This is a genomic window from Sedimentisphaera salicampi, from assembly GCF_002117005.1.
Classification (GTDB): Bacteria; Planctomycetota; Phycisphaerae; order Sedimentisphaerales; family Sedimentisphaeraceae; genus Sedimentisphaera; species Sedimentisphaera salicampi.
The window spans coordinates 230,268-256,624 of the sequence record NZ_CP021023.1 but is presented as its reverse complement, the minus strand read 5'-3'; the positions used below and the strand labels follow the sequence as shown (position 1 = coordinate 256,624).

At 47.7% G+C, this 26,357-nt stretch carries 17 protein-coding genes and 1 pseudogene; 13 read left to right on the top strand and 5 right to left on the bottom strand.

Going from position 1 to position 26,357, the window contains the following annotated elements; translation table 11 throughout:
• Positions 1 to 31: 31 nt before the first annotated feature.
• The 3 genes and pseudogenes from STSP1_RS12430 to araA form a co-directional block, all read right to left on the bottom strand.
• Positions 32 to 3,610, bottom strand: coding sequence for a rhamnogalacturonan lyase family protein (locus tag STSP1_RS12430; RefSeq protein ID WP_161491545.1), 3,579 nt, complete (start codon positions 3,608 to 3,610; stop codon positions 32 to 34).
• A 681-nt stretch (positions 3,611 to 4,291) separates the two neighbouring features.
• Positions 4,292 to 5,695: pseudogene (locus STSP1_RS00915) on the bottom strand (sodium:solute symporter); the annotation flags it as partial.
• Positions 5,696 to 5,756: 61 nt separating this feature from the next.
• Entirely contained in the window at positions 5,757 to 7,253 is a 1,497-nt protein-coding gene (gene araA / locus STSP1_RS00910) for an L-arabinose isomerase (RefSeq protein WP_085754543.1), read from the bottom strand.
• A 208-nt stretch (positions 7,254 to 7,461) separates the two neighbouring features.
• Between araA and STSP1_RS00905 the strand changes: the two genes are divergently transcribed.
• Positions 7,462 to 8,601 (top strand): XylR family transcriptional regulator, encoded by a 1,140-nt coding sequence (locus STSP1_RS00905; RefSeq protein ID WP_085754542.1) that lies wholly within the window; start codon positions 7,462 to 7,464, stop codon positions 8,599 to 8,601.
• A 7-nt stretch (positions 8,602 to 8,608) separates the two neighbouring features.
• Here STSP1_RS00905 and STSP1_RS00900 read toward each other — a convergent pair whose 3' ends face one another.
• Entirely contained in the window at positions 8,609 to 10,522 is a 1,914-nt protein-coding gene (locus tag STSP1_RS00900; RefSeq protein WP_085754541.1) for a family 43 glycosylhydrolase, read from the bottom strand.
• A gap of 247 nt (positions 10,523 to 10,769) precedes the next feature.
• Here STSP1_RS00900 and STSP1_RS00895 point away from each other — a divergent pair, with 247 nt between their 5' ends.
• From STSP1_RS00895 to STSP1_RS00860, 8 genes are all read left to right on the top strand, one after another.
• The gene (locus STSP1_RS00895) at positions 10,770 to 13,130 is read left to right on the top strand and encodes a glycoside hydrolase family 95 protein (protein ID WP_085754540.1); all 2,361 of its coding nucleotides are present in this window, start codon (positions 10,770 to 10,772) and stop codon (positions 13,128 to 13,130) included.
• A gap of 109 nt (positions 13,131 to 13,239) precedes the next feature.
• Complete coding sequence (locus STSP1_RS00890; protein WP_085754539.1) at positions 13,240 to 13,509, top strand: hypothetical protein; 270 nt, start codon at positions 13,240 to 13,242, stop codon at positions 13,507 to 13,509.
• 52 nt (positions 13,510 to 13,561) lie between these two features.
• The gene (gene rsxC, locus STSP1_RS00885; RefSeq protein ID WP_161491544.1) at positions 13,562 to 14,911 is read left to right on the top strand and encodes an electron transport complex subunit RsxC; all 1,350 of its coding nucleotides are present in this window, start codon (positions 13,562 to 13,564) and stop codon (positions 14,909 to 14,911) included.
• 44 nt (positions 14,912 to 14,955) lie between these two features.
• Positions 14,956 to 16,041 carry an RnfABCDGE type electron transport complex subunit D gene (locus STSP1_RS00880; RefSeq protein WP_085754537.1) on the top strand — a complete coding sequence of 362 codons (1,086 nt, stop codon included), beginning with the start codon at positions 14,956 to 14,958 and terminating at the stop codon, positions 16,039 to 16,041.
• Positions 16,031 to 16,642 (top strand): RnfABCDGE type electron transport complex subunit G, encoded by a 612-nt coding sequence (locus tag STSP1_RS00875; protein ID WP_085754536.1) that lies wholly within the window; start codon positions 16,031 to 16,033, stop codon positions 16,640 to 16,642. Before STSP1_RS00880 ends, STSP1_RS00875 begins: the two co-directional genes overlap by 11 nt.
• The gene (gene rsxE, locus STSP1_RS00870; protein WP_085754535.1) at positions 16,635 to 17,249 is read left to right on the top strand and encodes an electron transport complex subunit RsxE; all 615 of its coding nucleotides are present in this window, start codon (positions 16,635 to 16,637) and stop codon (positions 17,247 to 17,249) included. The genes STSP1_RS00875 and rsxE overlap by 8 nt, the downstream gene beginning before the upstream one ends.
• Positions 17,250 to 17,253: 4 nt before the next feature.
• Complete coding sequence (locus tag STSP1_RS00865) at positions 17,254 to 17,844, top strand: electron transport complex protein RnfA (protein ID WP_085754534.1); 591 nt, start codon at positions 17,254 to 17,256, stop codon at positions 17,842 to 17,844.
• On the top strand, positions 17,841 to 18,695 hold the full coding sequence (locus tag STSP1_RS00860) for an RnfABCDGE type electron transport complex subunit B (protein ID WP_085754533.1): 855 nt from the start codon (positions 17,841 to 17,843) through the stop codon (positions 18,693 to 18,695). The genes STSP1_RS00865 and STSP1_RS00860 overlap by 4 nt, the downstream gene beginning before the upstream one ends.
• A gap of 2 nt (positions 18,696 to 18,697) precedes the next feature.
• On the opposite strand, the gene STSP1_RS00855 is transcribed toward STSP1_RS00860, so the two are convergent.
• The gene (locus tag STSP1_RS00855; protein ID WP_193432581.1) at positions 18,698 to 19,645 is read right to left on the bottom strand and encodes an alpha/beta hydrolase; all 948 of its coding nucleotides are present in this window, start codon (positions 19,643 to 19,645) and stop codon (positions 18,698 to 18,700) included.
• Between the two features lie 178 nt (positions 19,646 to 19,823).
• Here STSP1_RS00855 and STSP1_RS00850 point away from each other — a divergent pair, with 178 nt between their 5' ends.
• Genes STSP1_RS00850 through STSP1_RS00835 form a run of 4 tightly spaced genes read left to right on the top strand, consistent with a single transcriptional unit; the run spans position 19,824 to position 26,342 of the window.
• A complete protein-coding gene (locus tag STSP1_RS00850; RefSeq protein WP_085754532.1) occupies positions 19,824 to 20,111 on the top strand; it encodes a glycogen-binding domain-containing protein in 288 nt (95 codons plus the stop codon).
• A gap of 45 nt (positions 20,112 to 20,156) precedes the next feature.
• Complete coding sequence (gene glgP, locus STSP1_RS00845) at positions 20,157 to 22,712, top strand: alpha-glucan family phosphorylase (protein WP_085754531.1); 2,556 nt, start codon at positions 20,157 to 20,159, stop codon at positions 22,710 to 22,712.
• Between the two features lie 60 nt (positions 22,713 to 22,772).
• Complete coding sequence (locus STSP1_RS00840; RefSeq protein WP_085754530.1) at positions 22,773 to 24,302, top strand: glycogen synthase; 1,530 nt, start codon at positions 22,773 to 22,775, stop codon at positions 24,300 to 24,302.
• A 3-nt stretch (positions 24,303 to 24,305) separates the two neighbouring features.
• Positions 24,306 to 26,342, top strand: coding sequence for an alpha-amylase family glycosyl hydrolase (locus STSP1_RS00835; RefSeq protein ID WP_085754529.1), 2,037 nt, complete (start codon positions 24,306 to 24,308; stop codon positions 26,340 to 26,342).
• Positions 26,343 to 26,357: the final 15 nt, after the last annotated feature.

Genomic DNA, 26,357 nt, shown 5'->3' with positions numbered 1-26,357 from the left:
TCTCTTCTTTTTCAATTTCAAAACGGAGGTTTTATTCAGCTATAAGCTCCGAATATGGATTGCTGTTTTCCAGCCATTCTGAACAGAAAGAGACAAGCTGCTGGAGTGAATAACCCCAATCTTGTGCGAAAAAGCTATAATCTTCAAGATCCACGAAACAATCCTCGTTCAAATCGGAATCTATATACCCCCAAGCCCCGCACTGATAATGGAGGAATTCTGAGGGCTCAAGGGCTCTGCTCGAAAATCTTACATCATCAATGAAGCCGGTTAGATGGTCAACCTGCGACCCGTCAAACCAGCCGCGGCCTATAGTCCAGTTCTGCCCTGCAGATGCGAGGGAGTTATCGTTTTCGGGATTCATGGAGAGAGTTCCCGCAAGCTGTGAACCGCTTCCATCAAGAGCATCGGCATACATCTTCAGGGTGCTTCCGTCGGAGACCGCTGCAAGGTAGTACCACTGGCCTGCCTGAGCGGGGAAATCAGAATCAAGAATATAACGCTGCCCGCCGGCGGTATCGAAATTCAAGCGAAATTTGTTGTCTATGCCGTTTTTCTGAAGATAGAAATCAGACTCAGCCTCTCCCTGAGATGACCCGTCCCTGCCTATAAAAGTTTGCCATCCCTCGAGGGTATCAAGCTTAACTGCGCACTCAATAGTCCACTCTTCGGGCGACCAGCTGTTGATTCCCTGATTGGTTGTGTAGGCGTCCTGACCGCCGCTAAGCCGGCAGCTAAGGCCGAGACCGCTGGGCGTCTGACCTTCCTGCGAAAATGCCGGGCCGTAGGTATCGTTCCATGCATACAAATCATAGCCGTTGCCGGATAAATCGGGCACGGAAGGCTGACCTGTCTGGCCAGTATCGTTCATGGCAGCTCCGGGAGTGCCTCCATCGAAATTCCAATGCGCTGCAACCAACTCATCAGGTTTGACTTCTGGAGTAACCACGGATATATCCGGCTGGGGTGGAGGAGTCATCCCGAGGCCTATGTAGAAGCTTGGATGCGGGGGCTGATTGTAGCCAACATTCTGCCACGCCACAGCTGAGCGATACTGCGAATCGTGCATAAGGGTATAGATTCGGTGGCTGGTTTTGTATGTGGTAGTGAAGATTCTGAGCTTTGTGTTATCGGAAGACCTGTAAATCATCTCTTCCCGCCAGTCGCCGAGGATATCTGCTGTAAGGCAGGGATTAGCTTTGGTGTAGTTGTTGGCGTTTGTGCTGTAAGAATCAGGGATACCATATATATTCATCAAGCGATATGGATAATCATCACCGCTGTTCCACTTCTCCATCACCGGATTCATTCCCTGCCCGTCAGCGGCATGAAGCATTTCACGCTGGAGGTCGCCTGTCCACCAAATTGCAAAATTCAGGCTCGGCATACTGTTGCTTATTTGAGAGCCGTCCACGTTGTATGTTCCGCCGGCGGCGAAAGACCAGAGCTGATAACCGATTTCACGATTGTCAATGTTGGAAGCAAGGGCTCTGCCCACATCTCCGGTGTTTTCGTGTTCCCAAATTATCTCACCCGTTCCGGCGTCTCGATAGGTTGCGCCTGAGGCGGATGTTTCATGACACTCCCATACCTCGAGCCCTGGACGTGAAGGATCCATATCTGCTACATGAAGGGCATCTCCGTGTCCAAGGCGGGTGGAGTAAAGGCCGGTGCCGTCATCATCTATCGTGCACGAACCGAAGACAATCTCATCTCGGCTGTCTTGATCCACGTCTGCAATGCTGAGGCTGTGGCAGCCTTGGCCTGCGTAAGCGGAATTACCCGGATCGTCGCTGTCGAAGATCCATCTGAGGGTAAGCTGCCCGCCCCGCCAGTCCCAGGCAGCGAGAACAGTTTTTTCGTAATAGCCGCGGGTCATAATAACGCTCGGTCTCTCGCCATCCAGATATGCAACGCCTGCAAGGAAACGGTCAACTCGGTTTCCGTAAGAATCTCCCCAGTCTGAAACGTTTCCCCTTGCCGGCTCGAAATCCTCTATTGCAAGAGCGGCTCCTGTCTGTCCGTCGAAGACTGTGAGGTACTCAGATCCGGAGAGTATCCTGCCGTCTGAATTGCGGTAGTCTGCGTTTGGATCGCCAATCACATTGCCCTGCCCGTCTTTTGCTCCGTCGGCAGTTCTGCATATCATCTCAGCCATTCCGTCACTGTTCAAATCGTAAACTATAAACTGGGTGTAATGTGCGCCTGCCCGAATATTCTTTCCCAGATCAACCCTCCATAGAAACGTTCCGTCCATTTCATAGGCATCGATATACACGTTTCCCGTATAACCGCTGTGCGAGTTGTCCTTGGAATTGGACGGATCCCACTTAAGAACTATCTCATACTCACCGTCGCCGTCGAGATCGCCCACGCTTGCATCGTTGGGGCTGTAAGAATAATCAAAGCCATCGAGAGTTGTCCCACCGGAAGGCCTTTCAAGAGGCACGTCTTTATAGAAATTATTCCACACTGAAACTGGGCTGGATTTTTCTTTCTCCTCACCATCAATCACTGCTGCAATTCTGTACGTACTGCTCTGAGTGCCCGAGGTGTCGATAAAATTCGTCGAATTAGAAATTGAGGAGGAGTTTATCTTTTCAGAGCCGCGGTAAACGTTATATTCAACTTCCTGCGGCTCCGTGCCCAGCATCCTCCAGCCTACATATACCCCGCTGTCTATATCAACCGCCACTGTACCGCGGCCGAGCTTTTCCATTTTGCGTTTAGTTACATGGGAAGCTGCAAAAACCGGCTCGCTGTCTGCGGACTCATTGCCCGCAGTGTCAACTGCTGAGACAACGTAATAATAAGTTGTCCCGTTTTCCGCTTCATTATCTATATAGCTGCTTGCCTTCACATCTGAAGCCGCAATCTCGAATGCGCCTTCAGGCTCAAGCGAGCGTTTCACCATATAGCCTGCAATATCGGTCTCAGGATTTTCATCCCACACCAGGGAGACCGCATTGTTAATTCCGCTTGCAGAAAGCCCTTCCGGAGCGGAGGGGGCGTAGTTGCGGATGCTTTCATCAGGGCCAATGCCGGAGGGTGTAAAAGAGGGGCTGGTGGTTAGCAATATCTTATCAACTCGAAATCCATCCTCCCTCATCCACACATTCACGGTATGCAGGCCGGTTGAATCCACCTCAAAAGAGGCGTCTGTTCCGTCCATTGTTGAATTAGACCAGTTCCAGCTTTCAAAATTTGAGCTTCTCGCCCTGTCTGCGGAGGCAAGCTCCTCGCCATCAAGACCGATATGGAACGAATCGCTGTAGCCGTCTAAAGGAAGACACCTGAACCATACGTAATGAGTTCCAGTTTTAACGAAATAGACATCAAACTCCATACTCGGGCTTGTCGCTGAATAGCCGGTGTTGATGCTCGTTCCATCATCAGGCTGGGCCTGCATGGCCTCATTGCCGCTGCAGTCAGGTGAGTTTATTAGATTCCAGCTATGTGAACTTTTGGGTGCCTTGCTGGTGAAGCTTTCTGCTTCCAGGGAAATAATACCCTCGGAGCCTTTATCCTGAACAAATTCTCCTATGCCGTAAGCACAGGCTGAGGACAATGCCAAAAAACATAAATAAAATTTGATTACGCTAATTTTCATAAAAACTTTCCTTTACTGACAATTAGCTTTGGCGCTGGCAAAGGCATACATAAGGATTTCAGGCCTCTGAAAATTAGAGGCCTGAAACCTATTTGATTGGAACCTGTCAAACACCAATCATTATGAGGCTGTTAAGAAACAATGGGTTTCCCCAAAAACCCCTGATTACCAGAAGTAAGCATAAAATGCAATAACTATACCCAAGATTATTGCAGAATGGATAATATCCCATTTGTTCCAGCTTCTTCTGGTTTCTTCTCGTTCTTCTTTCGTAGCAGAGAAATACGTGTAATGCTGCTGCTGAGGAGTTGGAGCAGCGGTCATAAGGCTTACTACAACTGTAATTGCGATGCACAGAAGGAAGAGAATAATGCAGAAATGCAGCCAGTTGATAGCAGCTATCCTGTAAAGCAAACCGTGCTGCTGTACAAAGAGCTGGCTTAGGAGAGTTTCAGATTTTGCAAGCAGTTCTGAGGCCTGAGTTCCGTCGCCCCCTGCCTTCAAGGCTTCGATAGCCTTCTGAACCTGCATCTGCGCCTCCCCTCCTGCATTTGGAAGGTGTTCTGCAATACCCTGCTTGAGAGTTTCAAGCTTGCCCATTATATCAATATGGCTGTCTGCGGTTATCGAAAGCACCCTGTCTTTGAGCTTGGCTGCCTGTATAACTACGCCGTTCTTGGCTCCGTACATAACATTTAGAACCAAACGGAACATTCCCAGTATAAAGCCGATTGTGAGCCCCCAGTAGCCTCCGGCGGGTGTGGTTCTCTTCCAGAATACACCCATAATAAATACCGAGGCAATTGCCGGAGCAAGAAGCCCCTGAACCGCCTGGAGGTATTCGTAGAGTACATTGCTGAACACCTTCATCACGGGAATCCAGAGGATTCCGAGAAGAACAATAGTTCCCGTTGCGATCCTTCCAACGATCACCAGATTTTTCTCGCTTGCCTCCGGCTTGTACTTCTTGTAGAAATCACCCACAAACAGTGCAGCGGAAGAATTAAACAGCGAAGCCAGAGAGCTCATAAGAGCTGCCAAAAGCCCGCATACCACTATTCCCCTGAATCCTATCGGCAGGATATGCGAAACGAGAGTGGCAAAAGCTGCATCAGAACTTTCAACATCCATCTTGCCCTGCTTGAAGAGAGCAAAAGCTATCATGCCCGGGATGAGGAAAATGAAAACGGGAAGCAGCTTGAGGTATCCTGCGAGAATTGCACCTCTCCTTGCCTGCGTCTGATTCTTGCCTGAGAGCACCCTCTGGACAACGTACTGGTCTGTACACCAGTACCAGAAACCTATAATCATAGACCCGAAGACAACGCCTGTCCACGGGAATTCCGGATCGTCGTGGGGGCGGATAAGGTGTATGTTATCTCCGCAGGCCTCTACAACATTGCCCCAGCCACCTGCTGCATTCAGGCCTAAAACCAGCAGCGCAACAGAGCCGATCAGAAGCACGGGTGTTTGCAGTACGGAAGTGTACATAATCGCCTTCATTCCGCCGAGGATTGTGTATATACCGGTTATAACCACAAGACCGATTGCACTTACCCAAAAGAAATCAACCGTGCGTCCCATAATCTCTATAGAATCGATCCCGAAAACCGTTCCAAAAACTACGCCACCGGAATAAACCGTAACTGCAACCTTCGTGAGGATGTAGCTGACAAGCGAAATCATGGAAAGAACAGTTCGTGTTCTGGAGGAGAAGCGGTGTTCGAGAAATTCTGGCATTGTGAAGATTTTGATGCGGTCGTAGAATGGGACAAACACCCATCCAAGAACGAGAATCATCCAAGCGTGCATTTCCCAGTGAGCCATCGCCATACCGCTAACAAACCCCGCACCGGCCAGGCCTACAAGGTGTTCTGAGCCGATGTTTGAAGAGAAAATCGATGATCCGATCTCAAGCCATTTGGCTTTTCTGCCGGCGAGGAAATAGTCTTGTGATGTTTCCTCTCTCTGCTTGAGTACCCAAACTATGATACCGACCATGGCTGCAAAAAAAGCAATCAGGATTGAAGTATCAAGCACGTGCCAATCGCCGGCAGCGACAGGAAGAAAAGACAGATTAGTCATAGTTAAACACCTCTATTTATTCCTTTAAAAAACGCTATTACCTTTTTCAATTATCAAATCTTTAAGAAAGTGATTTGGAAAGCATATAATAAATTTCATTGGTACGCAAATCATTTTTGAAACTGCTTACAGTAGTATCTTTGTCTATATGCAGATACTCAATTCCTGCGATTTCGGCAAAATCTTCCAAATGCTCTGAATTAAGAGCCATACTGAAACCTGTATGGTGAGCTCCACCTCCGTGTATCCAAGCTGCTGCTGCTGTTGCGAGATCCGGTTCCGGCTTCCAGAGAACTCTCGCTACCGGCAGATTCGGCAGGTCTGCATCCGGAGAAACCACTCTGCAAGGGTTAATCAGCATCCTGAAGCGGTTGCCCATATCCATCACTGATGCGTTGATGCCGCTTCCATTAGGGACATTAAACACCAGTCGAGGCGGGTCAGCTTTTCCGCCGATTCCGAGATGGTGAACCTCAAGTGCCGGCTTGCTTTCAGCAAGCGAAGAGCAAACCTCGAGCATATGAGCACCGAGAACCTTCATATTCCCCGGCTCGAGGTGGTAGGTGTAGTCTTCCATAAAGGAAGTTCCGCCATCCATCCCCTCAGACATAACCTTCATAGCCCGAACAAGCGCTGCTGTTTTCCAGTCGCCTTCTGCACCAAAACCGTATCCATCTTCCATAAGCCTTTGAACCGCAAGCCCCGGGAGCTGCTCCAAACCGTGGAGATCTTCGAAGGTTGTTGTGAAGGCCTTGAAACCGCCCTCTTCAAGGAAACTACGCATCCCAGCCTCAATCTTAGCTGACTCACGAACACGCGGCATATGAGAATCATCAAAATCCAGCGTGTACGATGATTTATAGCTGTCTATCACGGCCTGAACTTCTGAATCGCTCGTGTTTTGTATGATTTCGACTAGATCGCCAACTCCATAGCCGTTTACAGAAAAGCCGAACTGCTTCTCAGCCTCAACCTTATCGCCTTCAGTTACGGCAACATTTCGCATATTATCGCCGAATCTGGCGACTTTCAGGTTCTGCCATTCATTCCAGCCGGCAGCAGCTCTTATCCAGATCCCGAGCTTCTCGATTACCTGCTTATCCTGCCAATGGCCAACGATAACCTTGCGCTGCTTTCTCATCCTGCTGCAAATAAAGCCGAATTCACGCCCGCCATGAGCGGATTGATTGAGGTTCATAAAGTCCATATCGATGCTGTCCCACGGGATGTCTCTGTTGCATTGGGTATGCAGGTGTGCAAACGGCTTGTTAAGTATGCTTAAACCCTTAATCCACATCTTCGCAGGGCTGAATGTGTGCATCCACATAACAAGACCTATGCATTGCGGGGAGTTGTTGGCCTCTGCTGCGAGATTAGAGATTTCTTCGGAGGTGGTTAAAACGGGCTTAAAAACCACTTTACACGGCAGCTCTTTTGAACCATTGAGCCCTTCGCATATCGCCTGAGAGTCTGAATTTACCTTATCAAGAGCCTCTCTGCCATACAAATGCTGGCTGCCGGTAACAAACCATACTTCGTAATTTTCTAAAACATTCATGTCATTTCCCTTTTCTGATTTTGATTTTTACTAACTTTTAAGCAATAAAACATAAAAGAACCCAGCAGATATTCAGCACGATTTCAAAGATTTTCTCAAATCTTGTAAGCCTGCTGAAAAACTGCCTTTATAAAAAATATCAGAAAATCCATTCTCTTTAAGGCCATTTTGCGTTATAATATAACCATTATGCGTTAGAGGTGAATTTATGAAGAAAATACTGATAGTTGTAGATACTTCTCGGGCTACAGGGCGGAAATTCCTGTCCGGAGTGGAGAAATACCTCTCAACCCTGACAGACTGGGAGGTTTATGTGCAGCCGCCGGATTATCTTCAGGAGTCTGCCTCAGGTTATGATTTTGACTTTAAATACCTGAAACCTGACGGCCTGCTAATCCGAGATGCCTTCAAAGTGCCGGAGCTGCTGGAGACAGAGACTGCCAAAGTGGTAAGCGATACCCTTCATGAACTAATCGCCGGAACCTCCACAATAATGACCAACTCCAAAAATATAGGGCAGATGGCAGCCGACTATTTTACCGGCCTTGGTTTCTACAACTTTGCGTACTGCGGATTCAGTGAATTCGAATGGTCTCAGAAGCGTCTTCAGGCCTTCAGACGCTCGCTTGAACATACGAAGATAAACTCGTTCTACAACTACCTCAGCGATTCGCCCGAAAACAACATCCATCAGTCAGAAAGATTGAACATAGCTGAGTGGCTGAAGAAACTCCCTCGGCCGATCTGTGTGTTCGCCTGCAACGACGACCGCGCTGTGTCTGTACTTGAGGCCTGCAAGATAGCCGAGATAAACGTTCCCGAAGAAATCGCTGTTTTGGGTGTTGATAACGATGAGCTGATTTGCAACCTCTCCTCTCCCCCGCTTTCAAGCATTGAACTGGACTTTGAAAGGGCAGGATATTCCGCTGCCCAGCACCTCAACAGCCTGATTGAAAACACAGGCGGGTATAAAATAATAAAGGTGTCTCCTTTGGATATCATTGAGAGACGCTCGACAGATATCCTCGCAATAGATGATGAGGAGGTTGTTTCGGCAATAGTGTTTATACGAAAAAATTTCGACAAGCCGATTCAGACTATTGATGTAGTAGAGGCGACTTGCCTCTCCAAACGGGAGCTGGAGAAAAGATTCAAAGCCACATTGAAACGCACAATAAAAAGCGAGATAGAAAGGCTTAGGATAAATCTTGTTAAAAACAAACTGCTGAACAGCTCAAAATCCATACACCAGATAGCTCAGGAGCTCAAGTTTACAGATCCCGAGCACTTCTCAAGATACTTCAGAAACGCTACAGGCCAAAGCCCGAAGCAGTACAGGATGGAATAACATCTTTTCAGTTATAATAAGGATTGCTGGTTTCAAGCCACTGGGCAGAAAAGGATTCAAGCTGATCTATAGAACCCGCCCAGCTCGGAGCGAATAAAGAAAAATCGTGTATGTCAACGAAGCAGTCCTGATTGTAATCAAATTCGAGATATCCCCACGCACCGCACTGATAATGAAGAAACTCTGAAGGCTCAAGGGCTTCTGAGGAAAATCTCACATCGTCTATAAAGCCGCTAACATGGTTAGTATAGACTCCATTGTACCATCCGCGTCCGATGGTCCAGTTGTAGCCGGAGGCGGCTAAGGAATTATTGCTGCTTGCATCCATCTGCATCCTCCCGACCACCTGCGAGCCCTCGCCGTCGAGCTTGTCGGCATACATCTTCAGCTGCTCACCGTTGGAAACAGCAGCAAGGTAGTACCACTGGCCTGCCTGAGCGGGGAACTCAGAATCAAGAATATAACGCTGCCCGCCAACCGTATCAAAGTTGATTCGGAATCGATCATTTACCCCGTTTTTCTGAAGATAAAAATCCGCCTCTGTTTCGCCCTGAGATGAGCCGTCTCGGCCGATGAACGTCTGCCAGCCGCCTGGATTATCAAGCTTAACGGCAAGCTCTATTGTCCAAACCTCCGGAGACCAGTTGTTGATTGCATCATCTTTTGTATAGACGTCTTGGCCGCCGCTGAGCCGGCAGCTAAGGCCGAGGCCGCTGGGCGTTTGGCCTTCCTGAGAAAATAATGGGCCGTAAAAATCGTCCCAAGCATACAAACCATAGTCGTTGCCTGATAAATCGGGCACCGATAACTGGCCTGTATAGCCGCTATTGTTCATAGGTGTCCCTGCGGGGCCGTTATCAAAATTCCAATGGGCAACAGTTATCCCATCCGGCAAATCTTCCGGCTGGGTAAGAGAATCGCCCATAACAGGCCAGTCCTGCTGATCGAATTGGAGATAATTCACACGAAGCGTGGGCGTTCCTTCGTCGAGACCATCATAAGCGTGATAGGTAAAATAATTCTGCCCATCCACTGTTGTTATATCAGCGTGCCCAGGACCGATCCACCTGCCGGAGTCTCCTGCAAAGAGCGTCCCACCTGTACCTTGAAGCAGAGGCTCGCCGTTTTTGTCTTTGTATGGACCTTCAATAGATTCAGACCGCCCCACGACAATCTTGTATGTGCTGTCTGTGCCTCGGCAGCAATGATCCCAATTCACAAAGAGGTAGTACCATCCGTTTCGATAGGTGATGTAAGGGGCTTCAATCGCAGATGAATTGCTCCTGCGGGCAATCTGGTGTATCTCGGCGGGAGACGAAGCGGGCTTCAGGGTGGAGTTATCCAGCCTTGTGAGCATAATGCCTTCCCAGAATGAGCCGAAAGTGAGCCACATATTGCTGCTTTCATCCTTCACAAACGCCCCGTCTATGGCATTGTATGCCGGAGGGTCTGCCGGCGGTGAATCGATAATCTCGCCCTCATCCACCCACTGATAATTGGGATCAGTGGGGTTGAGCGTGGCGTTAGAGGCCAAGCCAAGAACAGAGGTTTGAGAGCCGAAAGTGGAGGCGGAATAGCAGATATAGTATTTGCCGTTGTGATAGGTGATATCGGGAGCCCAGAAGCCCGAAACACCCTCTACCTTATCCTGAACCCAGCTGGGAATATCCGAAAACACCCTGCCGATGTATGTCCAGTGCTTCAGATCGCTTGAACGCCTTATCGAGATTCCGCTGCCCGTAGAAAAGACGTAATAAAATCCTTCGGAATATATCATTGAAGGGTCATGAACGTGTTTCATCCCCTGATTGACATCCTCCTCAAGGGCAGGAGCCAAACTGGAAAATACAATAAGCAGCAAGATTGCTGCATCGCAGAATCTCATAAAACCACCTCGGCATTCATATTTTATTCTAACCATAAAGATAAACCTCTTTAGACTTTAAATACTTTGAAACCAAAAATCAATTCAAAATTTCAGTAAAAATCCCCCAGCAGTGGTTAAACTGGGTTTTGCCGGCAGTTCGTCAAGCTATCACGATTTAGGCTTCAGCAAATGCTCTTTTTTGATACAATTGAAAGGGTTGAAGCGATAAATTAATATACGCTTTGATATAATTTCTGCGACAGAGAGAATCTATAATCTCGTTTCTGTGAAAGGATGCAAAATGAAACTCATAAAGGAAAGTACGGCCGTGTTGATTGCGGCTGCGTTGTTGATTATTAACATTACGGCGGTCTCTGCTGGAGGCAGCTCTTCGCATTTATGGTACGAGGAGCCTGCTGAGAAGTGGACAGAGGCTCTTCCCGTGGGCAGCGGCAGGCTCGGCGCGATGGTTTTCGGCGGGATAAGCGAAGAACGAATCCAGCTCAATGAGGATACGGTTTGGGCGGGGCCTCCAGTACCGGAGGCAAACGAGAAGCTCTATCCTGCTTTCAAAAAGGCGCGCAGGCTGATCTTTGAGGGCAAATACGAACAAGCAGATGAAGTTGTGCAGGCGGCGCTGCCGCCGAGGATTGTTCCCAGATCATATCAGACACTTGGAGACTTAATACTCGATTTCGATATGAAGGGCGAGGCGAGCTATTATAAACGAAGCCTTGATCTCGAGAACGCAATATGCAAAACAGAGTTTACCATAGCGGGAAATAAAATAACCCGCGAGGTATTTGCAAGCCGCCCGGATAGAACTATAGCCGTTAGAATAACGGCAAGCGAACCGAAATCTCTAAATTTTGCAGCAAATCTTTCAAGGCCGGCGGATTATAACACAGAATCACTCGGGGATAATATGCTTTCCATGCGGGGGCAGGCAAGCCACAACGGCAAACATAAAGGTGTAAGGTATTCCTGCTTAATGAAAGCTGAAAGCATAGACGGGCAAATTTTAACAGAAAACAAAAGGCTCAGAATTGAAAATGCAAGCTCTGCTGTAATCCTTATTGCAGCAGAAACCAATTACAATAAAGAAAAACCATACACCCCGCTTACTGACAGTCTAAAAGAAAAATGCCTTCAAACATTAAAGGCTGCCTCCAAAAGAGGTGTTAAAGAGCTAAAGAAAAAGCATATCAGCGAGTACAGAAGGCTATACAGCAGAGTAAGCCTCAATCTTCCTGAAACCAGCAGCTCCCCCAAACCTACGGGTGAAAGACTAAAAGCAATAAAGCAGGGCAAGAGTGATCCTTCATTCAGTGCGCTGTATTTCAATTTCGGCAGATATCTTCTTATAAGCTCGTCAAGACCGGGCTGTATGCCGGCAAATCTTCAAGGAATCTGGAATAAGCATATTGCTGCCCCATGGAACAGCGATTATCACGTGAATATAAATATGCAGATGAACTACTGGCCGGCGGAGGTTTGCAATCTATCGGAATGCCATAAACCTTTCTTCGATTTTATAGAAAACGTTTACAGCAAAGGAAGCGAAACAGCAAGGAAAGCCTATGGGGCAAGGGGCACAGTAATTCATCATACCACAGACCCGTGGCTTTTTACTTCTCCATTCGGTAAGGTGAGATGGGGGTACTGGCCGTTTGGAGGGGCGTGGTGCAGCTCGCATTTTATGGAGCATTACCGCTTCACTCAGGATAAAGAATTTCTTCGGGAAAGGGCTTATCCGGCTTTGAAAGCAAATTCGCTGTTCCTTCTCGACTACCTTGCAGAAGATCCTGAAACCGGACTGCTCACTGCAGGCCCAGCAGGTTCTCCGGAAAACGCCTTCAAAACCAAAAACGGGAAGGATGGATTCCTTGATATGGGGGCGGCTATGTCCCAGCAGATCACGTGGGATGTTTTCACAAACACAATAGAAGCCGCAGATGTTTTGAAAATTGAGAATCAGTTTATTGAAAACGTAAAATCAGCCAAGGCGAGGCTGGCTCTTCCCAAAATCGGCGAAGACGGCAGACTGCTGGAATGGTCTGAGGATTTTGAGGAGCCAGCCCCTGGGCACAGGCATATCTCGCATGCCTACGGCCTGCATCCTGGCAGGCAGTACACCTACTCAAGAAGCCCTGAAGAAACTAAGGCTGTTAAAAAGAGCGTGGATTTCAGGCTTGACCACGGCGGCGGGCATACAGGCTGGTCGAGGGCGTGGATAATCAATATATGGGCAAGGCTGGGCGAAAGCGAAAAGGCGCATTCGAATCTGCTATCGCTGTACAGTAAATCTACTCTCCGAAATCTTTTCGACACTCATCCCCCGTTCCAAATAGACGGAAACTTCGGCGGCTGTGCAGGTATTGCGGAGATGCTCCTGCAGAGCCATACCGATTCGATTGAGCTTCTTCCCGCTTTGCCTAAGGCTTGGGAAAAAGGAGAGATTACAGGGCTCAAAGCAAGAGGCGGATTTGAGATCGATATCAAATGGGAAAAAGGCGAGCTTGCTGAAGCCTCTTTTATTCCAAGCCGAAGCGGCAGCTTGAAACTGCGCTATAAAAACAAAACCGCTGAAATTCCTTCAAGAAAAGGAATAAAATACAAATTTAACAATTCGCTCGAAATCATATCTAAACGAGGAAAATAAGCAGTAAATCGAGAATTTGGCAGACTCTAATCAAACCAGCAAGGTTGAAATCGAAAAAGAATTATGTATAAATCTAATTTTTACTTAATTTTTCTGTGATTAGCTGTTTATGCCAAAAAGAGACTGCAAGAAATGTAACGAGAAAGACGGATGCGGGAGCGTGTATAATACTCTCGGGCACTCGGACTGCAAGCCGGTAACACTGAAGGTTATCGCTGCTTTTGTTGTGCCTATACTGACGTTTATAATCAGCTATTCACTTCTTGACAATAATTTTGAGAGCTCAAAAGGATTTTCGCCGGCTGCTGCTTTTTTTGCATTGATTATAACTGCTGGTGTTATATCAGTTTGTTCGTTTTTGATAAAAAAGCTCAAATAGGCTTTTCTCAAAACAATCTTTTTGGGTTTTGAATTTAAAAGAGGTGTCGAAATTGAAAAAAACATTCAAGGGAGGAATTCACCCTCCCGATAACAAGGATTTGAGCAAAGACTGCCCGATCACGGGTCTTGTAAAGCTGCCCGGTCAGATCTCCGTGCTGATGAGCCAGCATATAGGGGCGATATGCAAGCCTGTTGTGAAGAAACGCCAGGAAGTGGAGAAAGGCGAGCTGATCGGAGACAGCGAGGCATTTGTTTCAGCGAAGGTGCATTCGCCTGTAAGCGGAACAATCAAGGATATAAACCTGCGTTCTCACCCTGTTCTCGGAAGGGTTCAGGCAGTAGTAATAGAACCGTCTGAGGCTGAGCCTGCTTGCCCGCCTGAGCAGAACAGCTTCGCAGATTTTTCAGAAGACGACTACACCCCGGAACAGATAAATGAAAAAATAGCTGAGGCAGGCATAGTGGGTATGGGCGGAGCAGGATTTCCCACGGGAGTGAAGGTGGGGCCTAACCCAAAGATGCCCAAGGAAACTATGATCGTAAACGCCTGCGAATGCGAGCCTTATATAACCTGCGACTACCGCGTGATGCTGGAATGGACAGACCAGTTCCTTGCAGGGATAAAGCTTCTCCGCAAGGCATCGGGATGCAGGAAATGCTATATCGGCATTGAGAACAATAAGCCCGAGGCAATAAAGCTTCTGCGGGAGAGAACCGAAAACGAGGAGAATATAGAGCTCAGCGTTCTGGAAACGAAATATCCGCAGGGAGGCGAACGTCAGCTGGTTAATTCTGTGCTTGGGAAGGTTATACCGACAGGCAAGATCCCGCCTATGGTGGGTGTTATGGTGTGCAATGTTTCAACCGCAGCCGCTGTAGCAGAGGCAGTTATCGATTCTGCTCCGCTTACGCACAGAGCTGTTACTGTAACGGGGAAAGGGGTTCAAAAGCCGGCAAATCTTTATGTGCCCACGGGCACGCCGACAGAACATCTTATCGAGCAGTGCGGAGGGCTTAAAGAGGAGGCTGTGAAGGTGGTTCTGGGAGGCCCTATGACAGGCTTTTCAGTTGGCGAGCTTCAGACCCCGACCACCAAGACAACAGGATGTGTTCTCTGCCTTACCAAAGAAGAAGTCGGTGAGGCAAAATATCTTTTCAGGCAAACCCCCTGCATCCGCTGCGGGAGATGCCTCAGTGTTTGCCCGGAAAAACTCAACCCTACGAAAATCGCCCATGCAGTGAAGGCAGACAGGCTGGATCTTGCAGAAAAGCACAATATCTCGGCCTGCATGGAATGCGGGAGCTGCAGCTATATATGCCCTGCAAATATTGAAGTTACGGGTTATATAAAGACGGGCAAAATCAGGATAGCAAGAGCGAATAAAGATATGCCCGCTTAAAGCGAGAAGTAATCTGTATTTAGAGCAATATAACGGAATTTAATATGAGCGAAAACTTGAGAGTATCCCCGGCTCCGCACATTAGCCGAAAACATTCCACAAAGACAATTATGCTGGATGTTTTGATAGGGCTTGTGCCTGCCTCGGCGGCTGCTGTATATCACTTCCGCCAGCATGCAGTTATCCTTATACTCACCTGCATACTGGCAAGCGTGGCTGTGGAGTATATCTGCTGCAAGCTTATGAAACGCGAAAACTCGCTTGGAGACTTGAGCGCTGTTGTAACGGGTTTGATTTTGGCCCTGTCGCTGCCGCCTAAGCTGCCGGTGGTGTATGCTGTTATAGGCTGCATATTCGCTGTAGGCGTTTGCAAGATGGCCTTCGGCGGTCTGGGCTGCAACATCTTCAATCCCGCTATGGGTGCAAGGGCTTTCCTCACAGTGAGCTTCGGGATGGCAATGGCCTCATGGCATCTCCCCGCCCAGATGAATCCCGATATGCCCGGGCTCGGCCCTGACACGCAGGTTAATGCCAAGAACAGTTCACAAGAACAAAAAGACCAAGACGTTAAGCTTGATGCGGTAACCCAGGCCACCCCCCTTTCATGGGTTAAGAAGGCCGTTAAAACAAGGAATGCGGAAAAGGCCTCTGAGATCATCAAATCAAACTGGCCTAATTCTCAGCTCAAATACGCCCTTACAGGGAATATCGGGGGGTCTCTGGGAGAAACAAATGCCCTTGCCCTGCTTGCAGGCGGGATATATTTGTTGATAAGACGCACAATTTCATGGCATATACCCGCAGCGGTGCTTGGTTCGGCCTTTGTATTTGCCGAAATAGGGTATCTATTTGATAAAACAGCCTTCGCCAATCCGCTTGTGCATATGGTATCGGGCGGTATGCTGATCTGCGCATTCTTTATAGCAACTGATCCGGTATCAAGCCCTATAACCAGAGCAGGGACCGTGGTGTTTGGCTGCGGCGTGGGGCTGATAATAGTATTGATAAGACTTTTCGGGGCATATCCAGAGGGCGTAATGTTTGCAATTTTGATAATGAACGCATTTACACCGCTGATAGACAGGATGCTGCCGGCAAAACCAATCGGAGGAATACCTGATGGCAAATGAAAATAAATTGGTTCTTTTCTGGAAAGAGAGCTGGCTGCTTGTGGTATGCTCACTGATTTTCGGGCTTCTGCTCGCTTCGGTAAACTACACTCTTCAGCCCAAGATACAACAGAACAAGATTGACAAGCTCAATCAATCGCTGAAGAAAGTGCTGCCGGAAGCGGAAAATTTCGAGCAGGTAATCGACAAGAAAAAGTTCGAATTTGCCAATGAAAAAATCAGCGTATATAAAGCAGAAAATTCAGGAAAAACTTCCGGCTGGGCGTTTACCGCCTCCGGCCCTGGATATGCAGATACAATCAAGCTTCTGATTGCAGTAAACGCTGAATTCGAGAATATCCTCGGATATAACGTGCTAATGAGCAATGAAACCGCCGGCTTCGGAAGCAAGATAAAGAGCCCATACTACAAAAATCAGTTCGAAGGGGCTCCTGCCAAAGAACTTGAGCTTATCAAGATGGGCGATGAAACTGTAATTGACAAAGAGATTGTTGCTGTAAGCGGAGCCACAATCAGCAGCAAAGCGGTTGTGAAGATATTCAACAAGCATCTCTCAGGAATCAGAGAGAAGCTAACAGAGGAAGGGCTTATAGATGAGTAATGCAAAAACAAATCCTCTTTCAGTTTTCCTGAACGGACTTGGGGATGAGAATCCGGTATTCGTACTTCTTTTGGGGATGTGTCCTACGCTTGCAGTTACAGGCGATCTGGCCTCCTCACTTACAATGGGGCTCAGCGCAACATTTGTGCTATTCTGCTCGAATGTTGTTGTAAGCCTGATACGCAATCTGCTTAAGCCGCATATCAGGATACTTATGTTCACCCTCACGATCTCCACTTTCGTAACGATTGTTGATCTGATCCTGAAGGCGTATTTGCCTGAGATGAGCGCAAAGCTGGGGCCTTATATCCCGCTGATTATCGTAAACTGCCTGATTATATGCAGAGCGGAGGCCTGCGCAAGCAAACAAAAGCTCGGGATTGCAGTTCTTGATGCCCTCGGGATGGGGCTTGGCTTCACTCTCACGCTCTCAGCTCTGGGTATCGTTCGGGAGGTGCTCTCCTACGGAACAGTGCTCGGATTTGCGATAGCTCCTGAAGGCTCGCTCAGCATATTCGGCTTTGCTCTTCCAGTTGGGGCGTTCATTACGCTCGGATTTATGCTCGGGATTGTGAATATTATAAACAGAAGAAACGCAAAGGAGTGATCTGATGGAACTGCTCCAGACATTAATTCTCAGCTTTTTGTCTATCGTAATAGTAAACAACCTCGTATTTTCTAAGTTTCTCGGTATATGCCCTTATCTGGGGGTATCGGGAAGGCTTGATATGGCATTCGGAATGGGTATGGCTGTTACATTCGTTGTTACGCTGAGCGGAACGCTGACATGGCTGATAGACAACTTCATACTGATGCCTCTGAATATTGAAGTTATGCGGTATGTATGCTTTATCCTCGTTATAGCAGGCGCTGTGCAGCTTGTTGAGATGTATGTTCGGAAATTTTTTCCGGCTCTTTACGAGAGCTTCGGGATCTTTCTCGCCCTTATCACAACAAACTGCGCAATTCTCGGGCTCTGCCTTTTCCTCAATCTGTGGGGCGTAAGCAATTTCCTGAACGCTCTGGTTCTCAGCTTCGGGGCAGGTGTGGGCTTTACGATGGCAATATGCATAATGGCAGGGATAAGGGAGAACCTGGATCTTGCAGACGTGCCGGAATCGCTCAAGGGAGCTCCGATAACTCTAATCACAGCAGGAATCCTTTCATTGGCCTTTATGGGCTTTAACGGGATGATCAAATGATATTTGGACAGGAAACTATGATACTCGCCAGCTTTATTGAATTTATAAACAACATCTGGCCTGCAGGACTCACCATGGTTCTGCTGGGAAGCATCTTTGCAGCAGTTCTTCTTATTGCGAGCATTAAGCTCAAGGTGAAGGTTGACCCGAAGATAGAAGCTATAAACGAGGTTCTGCCCGGTATAGACTGCGGTGCATGCGGATATGCGGGCTGCTCATCTTATGCAAAGGCTGTTTATGAAAATCCTGAGCTGATCGGACGCTGCGCTCCGGGCGGTAAGGATGTAGCAGAGAAAATTGCTGAAATACTCAATCTTCAGGCAGGCGGAGGGGATGTGCCGCTCAGGCCTGTTGTGAGGTGCAATGCGCACTCGGAAGACAAAATATATTATGCCGATTATCTCGGCATTGAAAGCTGCACAGCTGCGGATGCACTTCCAAATTCGCAGGCCTGCAAGTACGGCTGTCTCGATTTCGGCGACTGCGTTAAGGCTTGCAGGTTTGATGCAATACATATCATAGACGGGCTGGCAACCGTAGATTACGACAAATGCACCGGCTGCACGGCGTGCGTGAAGGCGTGCCCGCGTAATCTGATTAAGATGATTCCATTCAAAAATGATGATATGTATGTTGTGGCGTGCAGGACGCAGGAAATGGGCAAGCAGGCCAAGGAGAGGTGCAAGGTGGGCTGTATCGGGTGCAAACTCTGCACTAAGGTATCTGAGATGTTCGAAATGGACGGTAATGTTGCAGTTATAAACTACGATAAATACGATGAAGAAAAGGCCCGCGAAGCAGCGGAAAAATGCCCCACGGGCGTGATTGTTAAAAGAGGGAAAAACTCTTAGTATTATCTGCTGATAATCGTTCTTTCAAGCCAGCTTCGGCACTGCTTTGGCCATTGGGAGGGGCCGAGTTTGGCTCCGGACATCATACCAAAGCCGTGGCCTCCTTTTGGATAAATATGCAGCTCTGAGAGAACGCCCGCCTCTATAAGCCCCTCATAGAACAGCACTGAATTTTGATACGGAACTGCCCCGTCATCGGCTGCGTGAATGAGAAATGCCGGCGGGGTGCTGGAGGTAATTTGAAGCTCGTTTGAAAGATTATCAACGAGCTGCTTATCAGGATTCCTGCCTAAAATTGAAACCCTTGATCCGCCATGCGTTACACCCTTCTGCATAGAAATCACAGGATACACAAGGATCATAAAATCCGGCCTTGAACTGAGTCTTTCGATGGGATCTTCTGCATCATTATCTCCGCTGCTGAAATGGGTGCCGGCAGTTGATGCAAGATGGCCGCCTGCTGAGAAGCCCATTATGCCAATTTTGGACGAGTCAATACCCCATTTTTCTGCTTTTAATCTCGTGAGACGGATTGCCCTTTGAGCATCCATAAGCGGAACAGGGTACTGGAAATATTTATGGCGGTATTTCAGTACAATTCCGGCAGTCCCGAAGGTGTTGAGCCATTCGGCAATCTTCCGCCCTTCCTTCTCTATCGAGAGTATGCTGTATCCCCCGCCAGGGCAGATCACAACAGCAGAGCCGTTTCTATTATCCTTTGACGGGAGGTAAATCTCAATCTCGGGCGTGTCAACATTGCTGATATGGCCGCGTTGGTCTATAGTTTCTTCAAGGCCTATGTCCTTGAAATGAGGAATCTCGCTCTTCGGCCATAGAGACATTTTCGCTGGAGCTTTTTTGCTCATTCTCTGCAGTCCTTCGCCCATACCTGAAGCGGCAAGAGCCAAACATAAAACTAAAACAAAAGTAAAGGTTTTTCTAAAGCTCATAATTTTGCTCCTTAAAATTGAAGATTGGATTATTTTACATATTTTTTCCATTTTGGCAAAACTGATTGACTCAGCCTTTCTTTATAGCTTGAAATTTGAAGACACTGAAATATAATTGAACTCAGTATGGTTGTGAGCGTTTGCGGAGGCAGAAAAAGCTATTTATGAGGTGACGGAAATGGCGCAGAAGAAAAACAATGTACGCCGCAGGCGAGTGGTATTCGAGTATGAAGCAGACCCTGGTAGTGAGGTTTACGTTGCGGGAAGTTTTAACGACTGGAAAGAAAATGCAAAAAAACTGAAAGACCAGGACGGAGAGGGGCACTTTAAGGCCACTGCTATGATACCTCTGGGAACTCATGAATATAAATTTAAGGTATCGGGTAAATGGTGCATCGACCCCAACAACCCAAACATCTCCAAAAACTGCCACGGGACGCTGAATAACGTCCTGATAGTAGAGTAACTAAAACGACAGACATAAAAACAGCAAGTGAATAAGGACATTTGTATGAGAAACATTCGTCTTTTTAATGTTTTACCGAAGATTCCCCAAAAGCTCCAATTTTTAGAAACCCTTGCAGATAATGTATGGTGGTGCTGGAACAAAGAAGCAATTGCCCTTTTCAGATATATAGACCTTGATCTTTGGAAAGATTGTAAATCAAATCCGAAAATCCTGCTAAAAAGAGCAGGACAGAAAAGGCTTGAAGAGCTTTCGGAAGACCCAACCTTCCTTAAACAGTTAGAGGAAGTTCGCGAGAAATTTCAGGCTGAAGTTGAGAAACCGGAAAAAGAGAAAAAAAACAGCAGCGGAAATAACTGCATAGCATATTTCTCACTCGAACACGGGCTTCATGAAAGCATTCGTCTTTATTCCGGCGGGCTCGGCATCCTTGCAGGCGACCACTTAAAAAGCGCTTCAGAGCTTGAGCTCCCGATGGTAGGCGTCGGCCTTTTATACCGTCAGGGATATTTCCGCCAGACGATAGACAAAGAGGGCTGGCAAAACGAGCATTACCCTGACAACAACATTGAGCATATGCCTCTTTCAAGGGCGAGGGATGCAGACGGTGGCGAGATAATGGTTTCGCTCCGCCTTGCTGATCAGGTGGTTCATGCGATAGTATGGCAGATGAAAGTCGGGAATGTAAAATTGTATCTTCTTGACACTGAGATCCCTGAGAATTCACCTGATATGCGCAGCATCACTTGGCGGCTCTATGGAGGAGACAAGAAAATGCGGCTCCATCAGGAGCTTCTCTTGGGCATCGCAGGCCATCAGGCGCTAGTTAAGCTTGGATACGAACCGAAGGTATGCCATATAAATGAGGGGCACGCCGCTTTCATAAGCCTTGCGCGTATTTCGCACCTTATCGAAACAAAGGATATAGACTACAACACTGCTATCCAGATTGCATGGCGGACAAACATATTTACCACCCACACACCTGTACCAGCAGGCAATGAAGTGTTTGACATAGACCTTCTCCGCCCATACCTCGAGGCGCTTCAGGAAGACCTTCATTTAGACCCTGCCAGGATACTGCGCTGGGGGCTGCCTCCTGATTCAGGGGAAGATATCCGCGAGTTTTCGATGACAATTCTCGGTCTTCGCATGGCGAACTACTCAAACGGTGTAAGCAAACTCCACGGGCAGGTTGCAAGGAATATGTGGGCGCATTTGTGGCCGGATAAGCCGAAGGATGAAGTTCCTATCAAGCACGTAACAAACGGTGTGCACGTGAGAAGCTGGGTTTCAAGGCGCAATCAGGAGCTTTATGACAGGTATCTCTCGCCCGGCTGGGAACACTTTATAGATAATGAAACTATATGCAGTGAGATAGACCGGATCCCGGACACCCTGCTCTGGCAGGTTCATCAGATGGAAAAGGCTGACCTAGTGCACAGTACCAGAAGCGCTATAACCAAACAGCTTTCAAACCTGAACGCCACAGAAAAAGAGAAAAGAAGCGTACATAACTGCCTCGACCCCTATGCACTTACTATCGGCTTTGCAAGGAGATTTGCCACTTACAAACGCGCAACTCTTCTGCTCTCGGACAAAGAGAGGCTTGCAAACCTTCTAAAGAGCGAGGACAAGCCTGTGCAGTTTATATTTGCGGGCAAGGCGCACCCTGCAGACGAGAAAGGCAAGAGCTTTATCCATGAGATAATCCAGTTTGCCAAGGAATACGGTGTATCGCACAGGGTAGTGTTCCTTGAAGACTACGATATCAGAATCGCAAGAACGATGGTGCACGGCGTAGATGTATGGCTGAATAATCCCGAGCGGCCAAAAGAGGCCAGCGGCACCTCCGGTATGAAGGTTGCAATAAACGGCGGGATAAACTGCAGCATCCTCGACGGCTGGTGGGCAGAGGCCTACTGCCCCGAATGCGGGTGGGCAATCCCCAGCAGGGATGACGTTTATGATGAGCAGTACAGGAATGTAATTGAAGCTCAGGCGCTTTTTAACATTCTGGAAAATGAAATCATCCCCTGCTATTACAGCCGCAAAACAGGCGAAATGCCCGCAGAGTGGATAGCAAAAATCAAAGAGAGCCTGAAGATGGCCTTGTACAATTTCTCAAGCAACAGGATGGTTTACGAATATAAAAACCATTTCTACGCGCCTGCATTAGAGGCGTACGACAAACTTACGGCTTCAAAATGCAAGTATGCCAAAGAGCTTGCACAAGTGAAACAGACATACTACGAAAAGCTTGGGAACGTTAATATCGGGATACCGCAGATAATAGAAGATATATCGCACGTTTATGTTAATGATAAGATAACAGTACGGCTTGAGGTTTATTTAGACGGCCTTGACCCGGAGCAGGTGGATGTGGAGCTCTATTACGGGCCTGTAGATCCTACAAATCAGGTTATCTCGAGCAATACAGCTAAAATGAATATAATAGAAGATAAATCTAAAGGCAATTATTTATACGAAGCGCAGGTGGACTGTCAGATGGCAGGCAGGTTCGGCGTAACGGCCAGACTCACCCCTGCAGGAAACATTTGGGACAATCATATACCTAATTTCGTTGTCTGGTCTGATTAGTTCAGCCGGTCTGGAGGGTATATAGCCTGTCCCTTCTCTGAAGAGTAACAGCGAGGTATTATGGCTATTAAGAAACGCGCCTCCAAAAGTAAATCCCTACGGATTTTAGTGGTTACGCCTGAGGTAACCTACCTGCCCGACGGTATGGGCAATTATGCCAACCAGCTTGCCGCCAAGGCGGGCGGGCTTGCAGATGTGTCTGCTTCTCTTATCTCATGTCTTTATGAGCTTGGCGCAGATGTGCATATCGCAATCCCCAATTTTCGAAGGATATTCAGCTTTGAAATCGGAAGGCTTGTGGAAGATGAGCTCAGGCTGTATCTAAACAAGCTAAGCCACAGCAGGATACACCTCGCCGAAGACAGGGTTTTCTACTATCAGGACAAGATCTACGGCAACTATATGAAGGAAAGCTTCAAGGTTAGCCTTGCTTTTCAGAGAGAGGTTGTAAACAACATAATCCCGAATGTAAATCCGGATATAATACACTGCAACGACTGGATGACCGGACTTATCCCCGGCTTTGCGCGGAGGCTCAATATCCCCTGCCTTTTCACCGTACACAATATCCACACACAGCGGCTCACGCTTGAATACATCGAAGAGCACGGCGGGATAGATGCAGCAAATTTCTGGCAGAATCTTTACTATGAGTATCCCCCGCAAAACTATGAGGAATCTCGTTCGAGCAATCTTGTTGACCTTCTTACAAGCGGAATTTTTGCTGCACATTTTATAAATACCGTGAGCCCGACTTTCCTGGAAGAGATTATAAATGGGCAGCACAACTTCATTCCCGGGCAGGTGCGGAGCGAAATATCTAACAAGTATCACTCGGGCTGCGCCGCCGGTATTCTGAATTCTCCAGACCCTTCATACAACCCTGAAACAGATGAAGCTCTTGAAGAAAATTACGACACCACAAATTTCTATTCGGCCAAAAAGGCTAATAAGGCGGCCTTTCAAAAGGCTCTCGGGCTTACCGAGGACCCTAATGCCCCGCTCTTTTTCTGGCCTTCAAGGCTCGATCCGAATCAGAAAGGCTGTCAGCTTCTGGCTGAGATTCTCTTCAAGACCATCAATGAAAACGTTAAGGAGAATCTGCAGGTGGCGATTGTTGCCAACGGCGAATTCAAAGAGCACTTCCATAATATCGCCGCCTTCCACAATATCCACAGCAGCCTTGCAGTACACGATTTCAGCGAAAACCTCTCAAGGCTTGGATTTGCGGCGTCTGACTTTATGCTGATGCCTTCGCTATTCGAGCCCTGCGGTTTACCTCAGATGATAGCGCCGAAATACGGGAGCCTTCCGGTTGCAAACGATACTGGAGGTCTTCACGATACTATAGTTCATATGGACTCACTTAACAACTGCGGGAACGGGTTTCTCTTCAACACATACAATTCCGAGGGGCTCAAATGGGCAATAGAACAGGCTGTTGAGTTCCACAAACTCCCCGAAGAAACCAAACAAAGGCAGATTAAAAGGGTAATGGAAGAGGCGAATGCAAGATTCAACCATTCCGTTACTGCTCAGGCTTATATTGATATTTATGAAAAGATGGCCAAAAGGCCTCTGATAGATTAGCTGATGAAAACTCCAAACAAAACATATAAAAGCAAAGCAGCCGCCCTGCTCGATGATCCTTACCTGCAGCATTACCAATCCTTCATCGACCGCAGGAAAGAACTGCTCGAATTTAAAAAGAAGAAGTATGCCGGCAGCGGCAACCTTTCTGATTTCGCTAACGGGCATCATTACTATGGAATGCGCAAAACTTCCGCCGGCAGCTGGACATTCAGAGAATGGGCTCCAAATGCCCAGCGCATATTCCTGATAGGTGATTTTTCCGGCTGGAAAGAGATGTCGGAGTTTGAACTGAAACGGATAAATAAAAAGGGCGACTGGGAAATCGAGCTGGCTGAAGAGAAAATCAGCCACGAGATGCTTTATAAGCTGAAACTTTACTGGGAAGGCGGAGAAGGCGAAAGGATACCCTCCTACGCAACAAGAGCTGTGCAGGATTTCAGCACCAATATATTCAGCGCTCAGGTTTGGGAGCCTGAAAGACCTTACGTCTTCAAACACAGCTGCCCTGAACAGGCAGACCCGATTATCTATGAGGCTCATACAGGTATGGCAGGCGAGGCAGAAGATGTTTCAAGCTTCATTCATTTCGCTGATCATATCATACCCTATATCGCCGAATGCGAATACAACACAATTCAGCTGATGGCTGTAATGGAGCATCCGTATTACGGGTCTTTCGGTTATCACGTTTCGAATTATTTTGCAGTAAGCTCGAGATTCGGAACGCCGGAGGATTTCAAGTATCTCGTGGACAGGGCTCACAGCTTTGGGCTAAGGATAGTTATGGATATTGTACACTCCCACTCCGTTAAAAACGAGCAGGAAGGGCTGGCAAGATTCGACGGAACGATATATCAGTATTTCCACGAAGGGGAAAAGGGCAATCACTGGCTCTGGGATTCATACTGCTTTGATTACAGCAAACCGGAGGTGGTGCATTTTCTCCTGTCAAACTGCAAGTACTGGCTTGAGGAATACAATATCGACGGCTTCCGGTTCGACGGGATAACCAGTATGCTCTATTCGCACCACGGCCTCGGGAAGGACTTTACAAGCTACGACGATTATTTCAACGGCGATGCGGATGAAGATGCTTTCTGCTATCTCGCCCTTGCCAATGAGCTGACACATCAGATTCATCCTAACGCTATGACAATCGCTGAAGACGTGAGCGGGATGCCCGGGCTTTGCTGCCCTGTCTGGGAGGGAGGCTGCGGATTTGATTTCCGAATGGCGATGGGTGTAACGGACTGCTGGTTTAAATTGCTGGATATACCAGATGAGAGCTGGAATATCAGCTATCTCACTCACGAACTGCTCAACAAGCGGGCTGAAGAGAAAACGATAAGCTATGTGGAATGCCACGACCAGGCTCTCGTGGGCGGAAAGACTGCAATATTCACTCTCATAGACAAAGAGATGTATTTCAATATGCACGCCGGTTCTGAGAATTTAGTTATCGACAGGGGCATCGCCCTGCACAAGATAATGCGTATTGCAACGATATTCACGGGCGACAGCGGCTACCTGAATTTTATGGGCAATGAGTTCGGCCACCCTGAATGGATTGATTTTCCGCGTGAGGGTAACGGCTGGTCTTACAAATACGCGAGAAGACAATGGAGCCTGAAAGACGACAAGAACCTAAGATACCATCACCTCCTGAATTTCGACAATGCGGCCATAAAAATGGCAGGAAAAGAAGAGATCTACAAAACCGACCCCTGCCTTCTGCACTTCGACAGTCAGGACAAGGTGTTTGCTGTTAAGAGGGGCGAGATGGTGCTGTTTGTCAATCTTCATCCTGAGAAATCCTACGAAGGATACGGGGTTGAATGCCTGCCGGGTAAATACCATATAGCACTAAACAGCGACAAGGGATGTATGGGTGGATTTGAAAGAATAGACGAACAGATTGATTATTACACAGAGCATTATATTGAGAATGATACTGTGAAGAATATTCTCAAGGTTTATCTGCCCTCCCGAACAGCAGTTGTATTAAAAAGAAACGAAGCGCTTGCGAGCCATCCATAATATTTACCGGACATT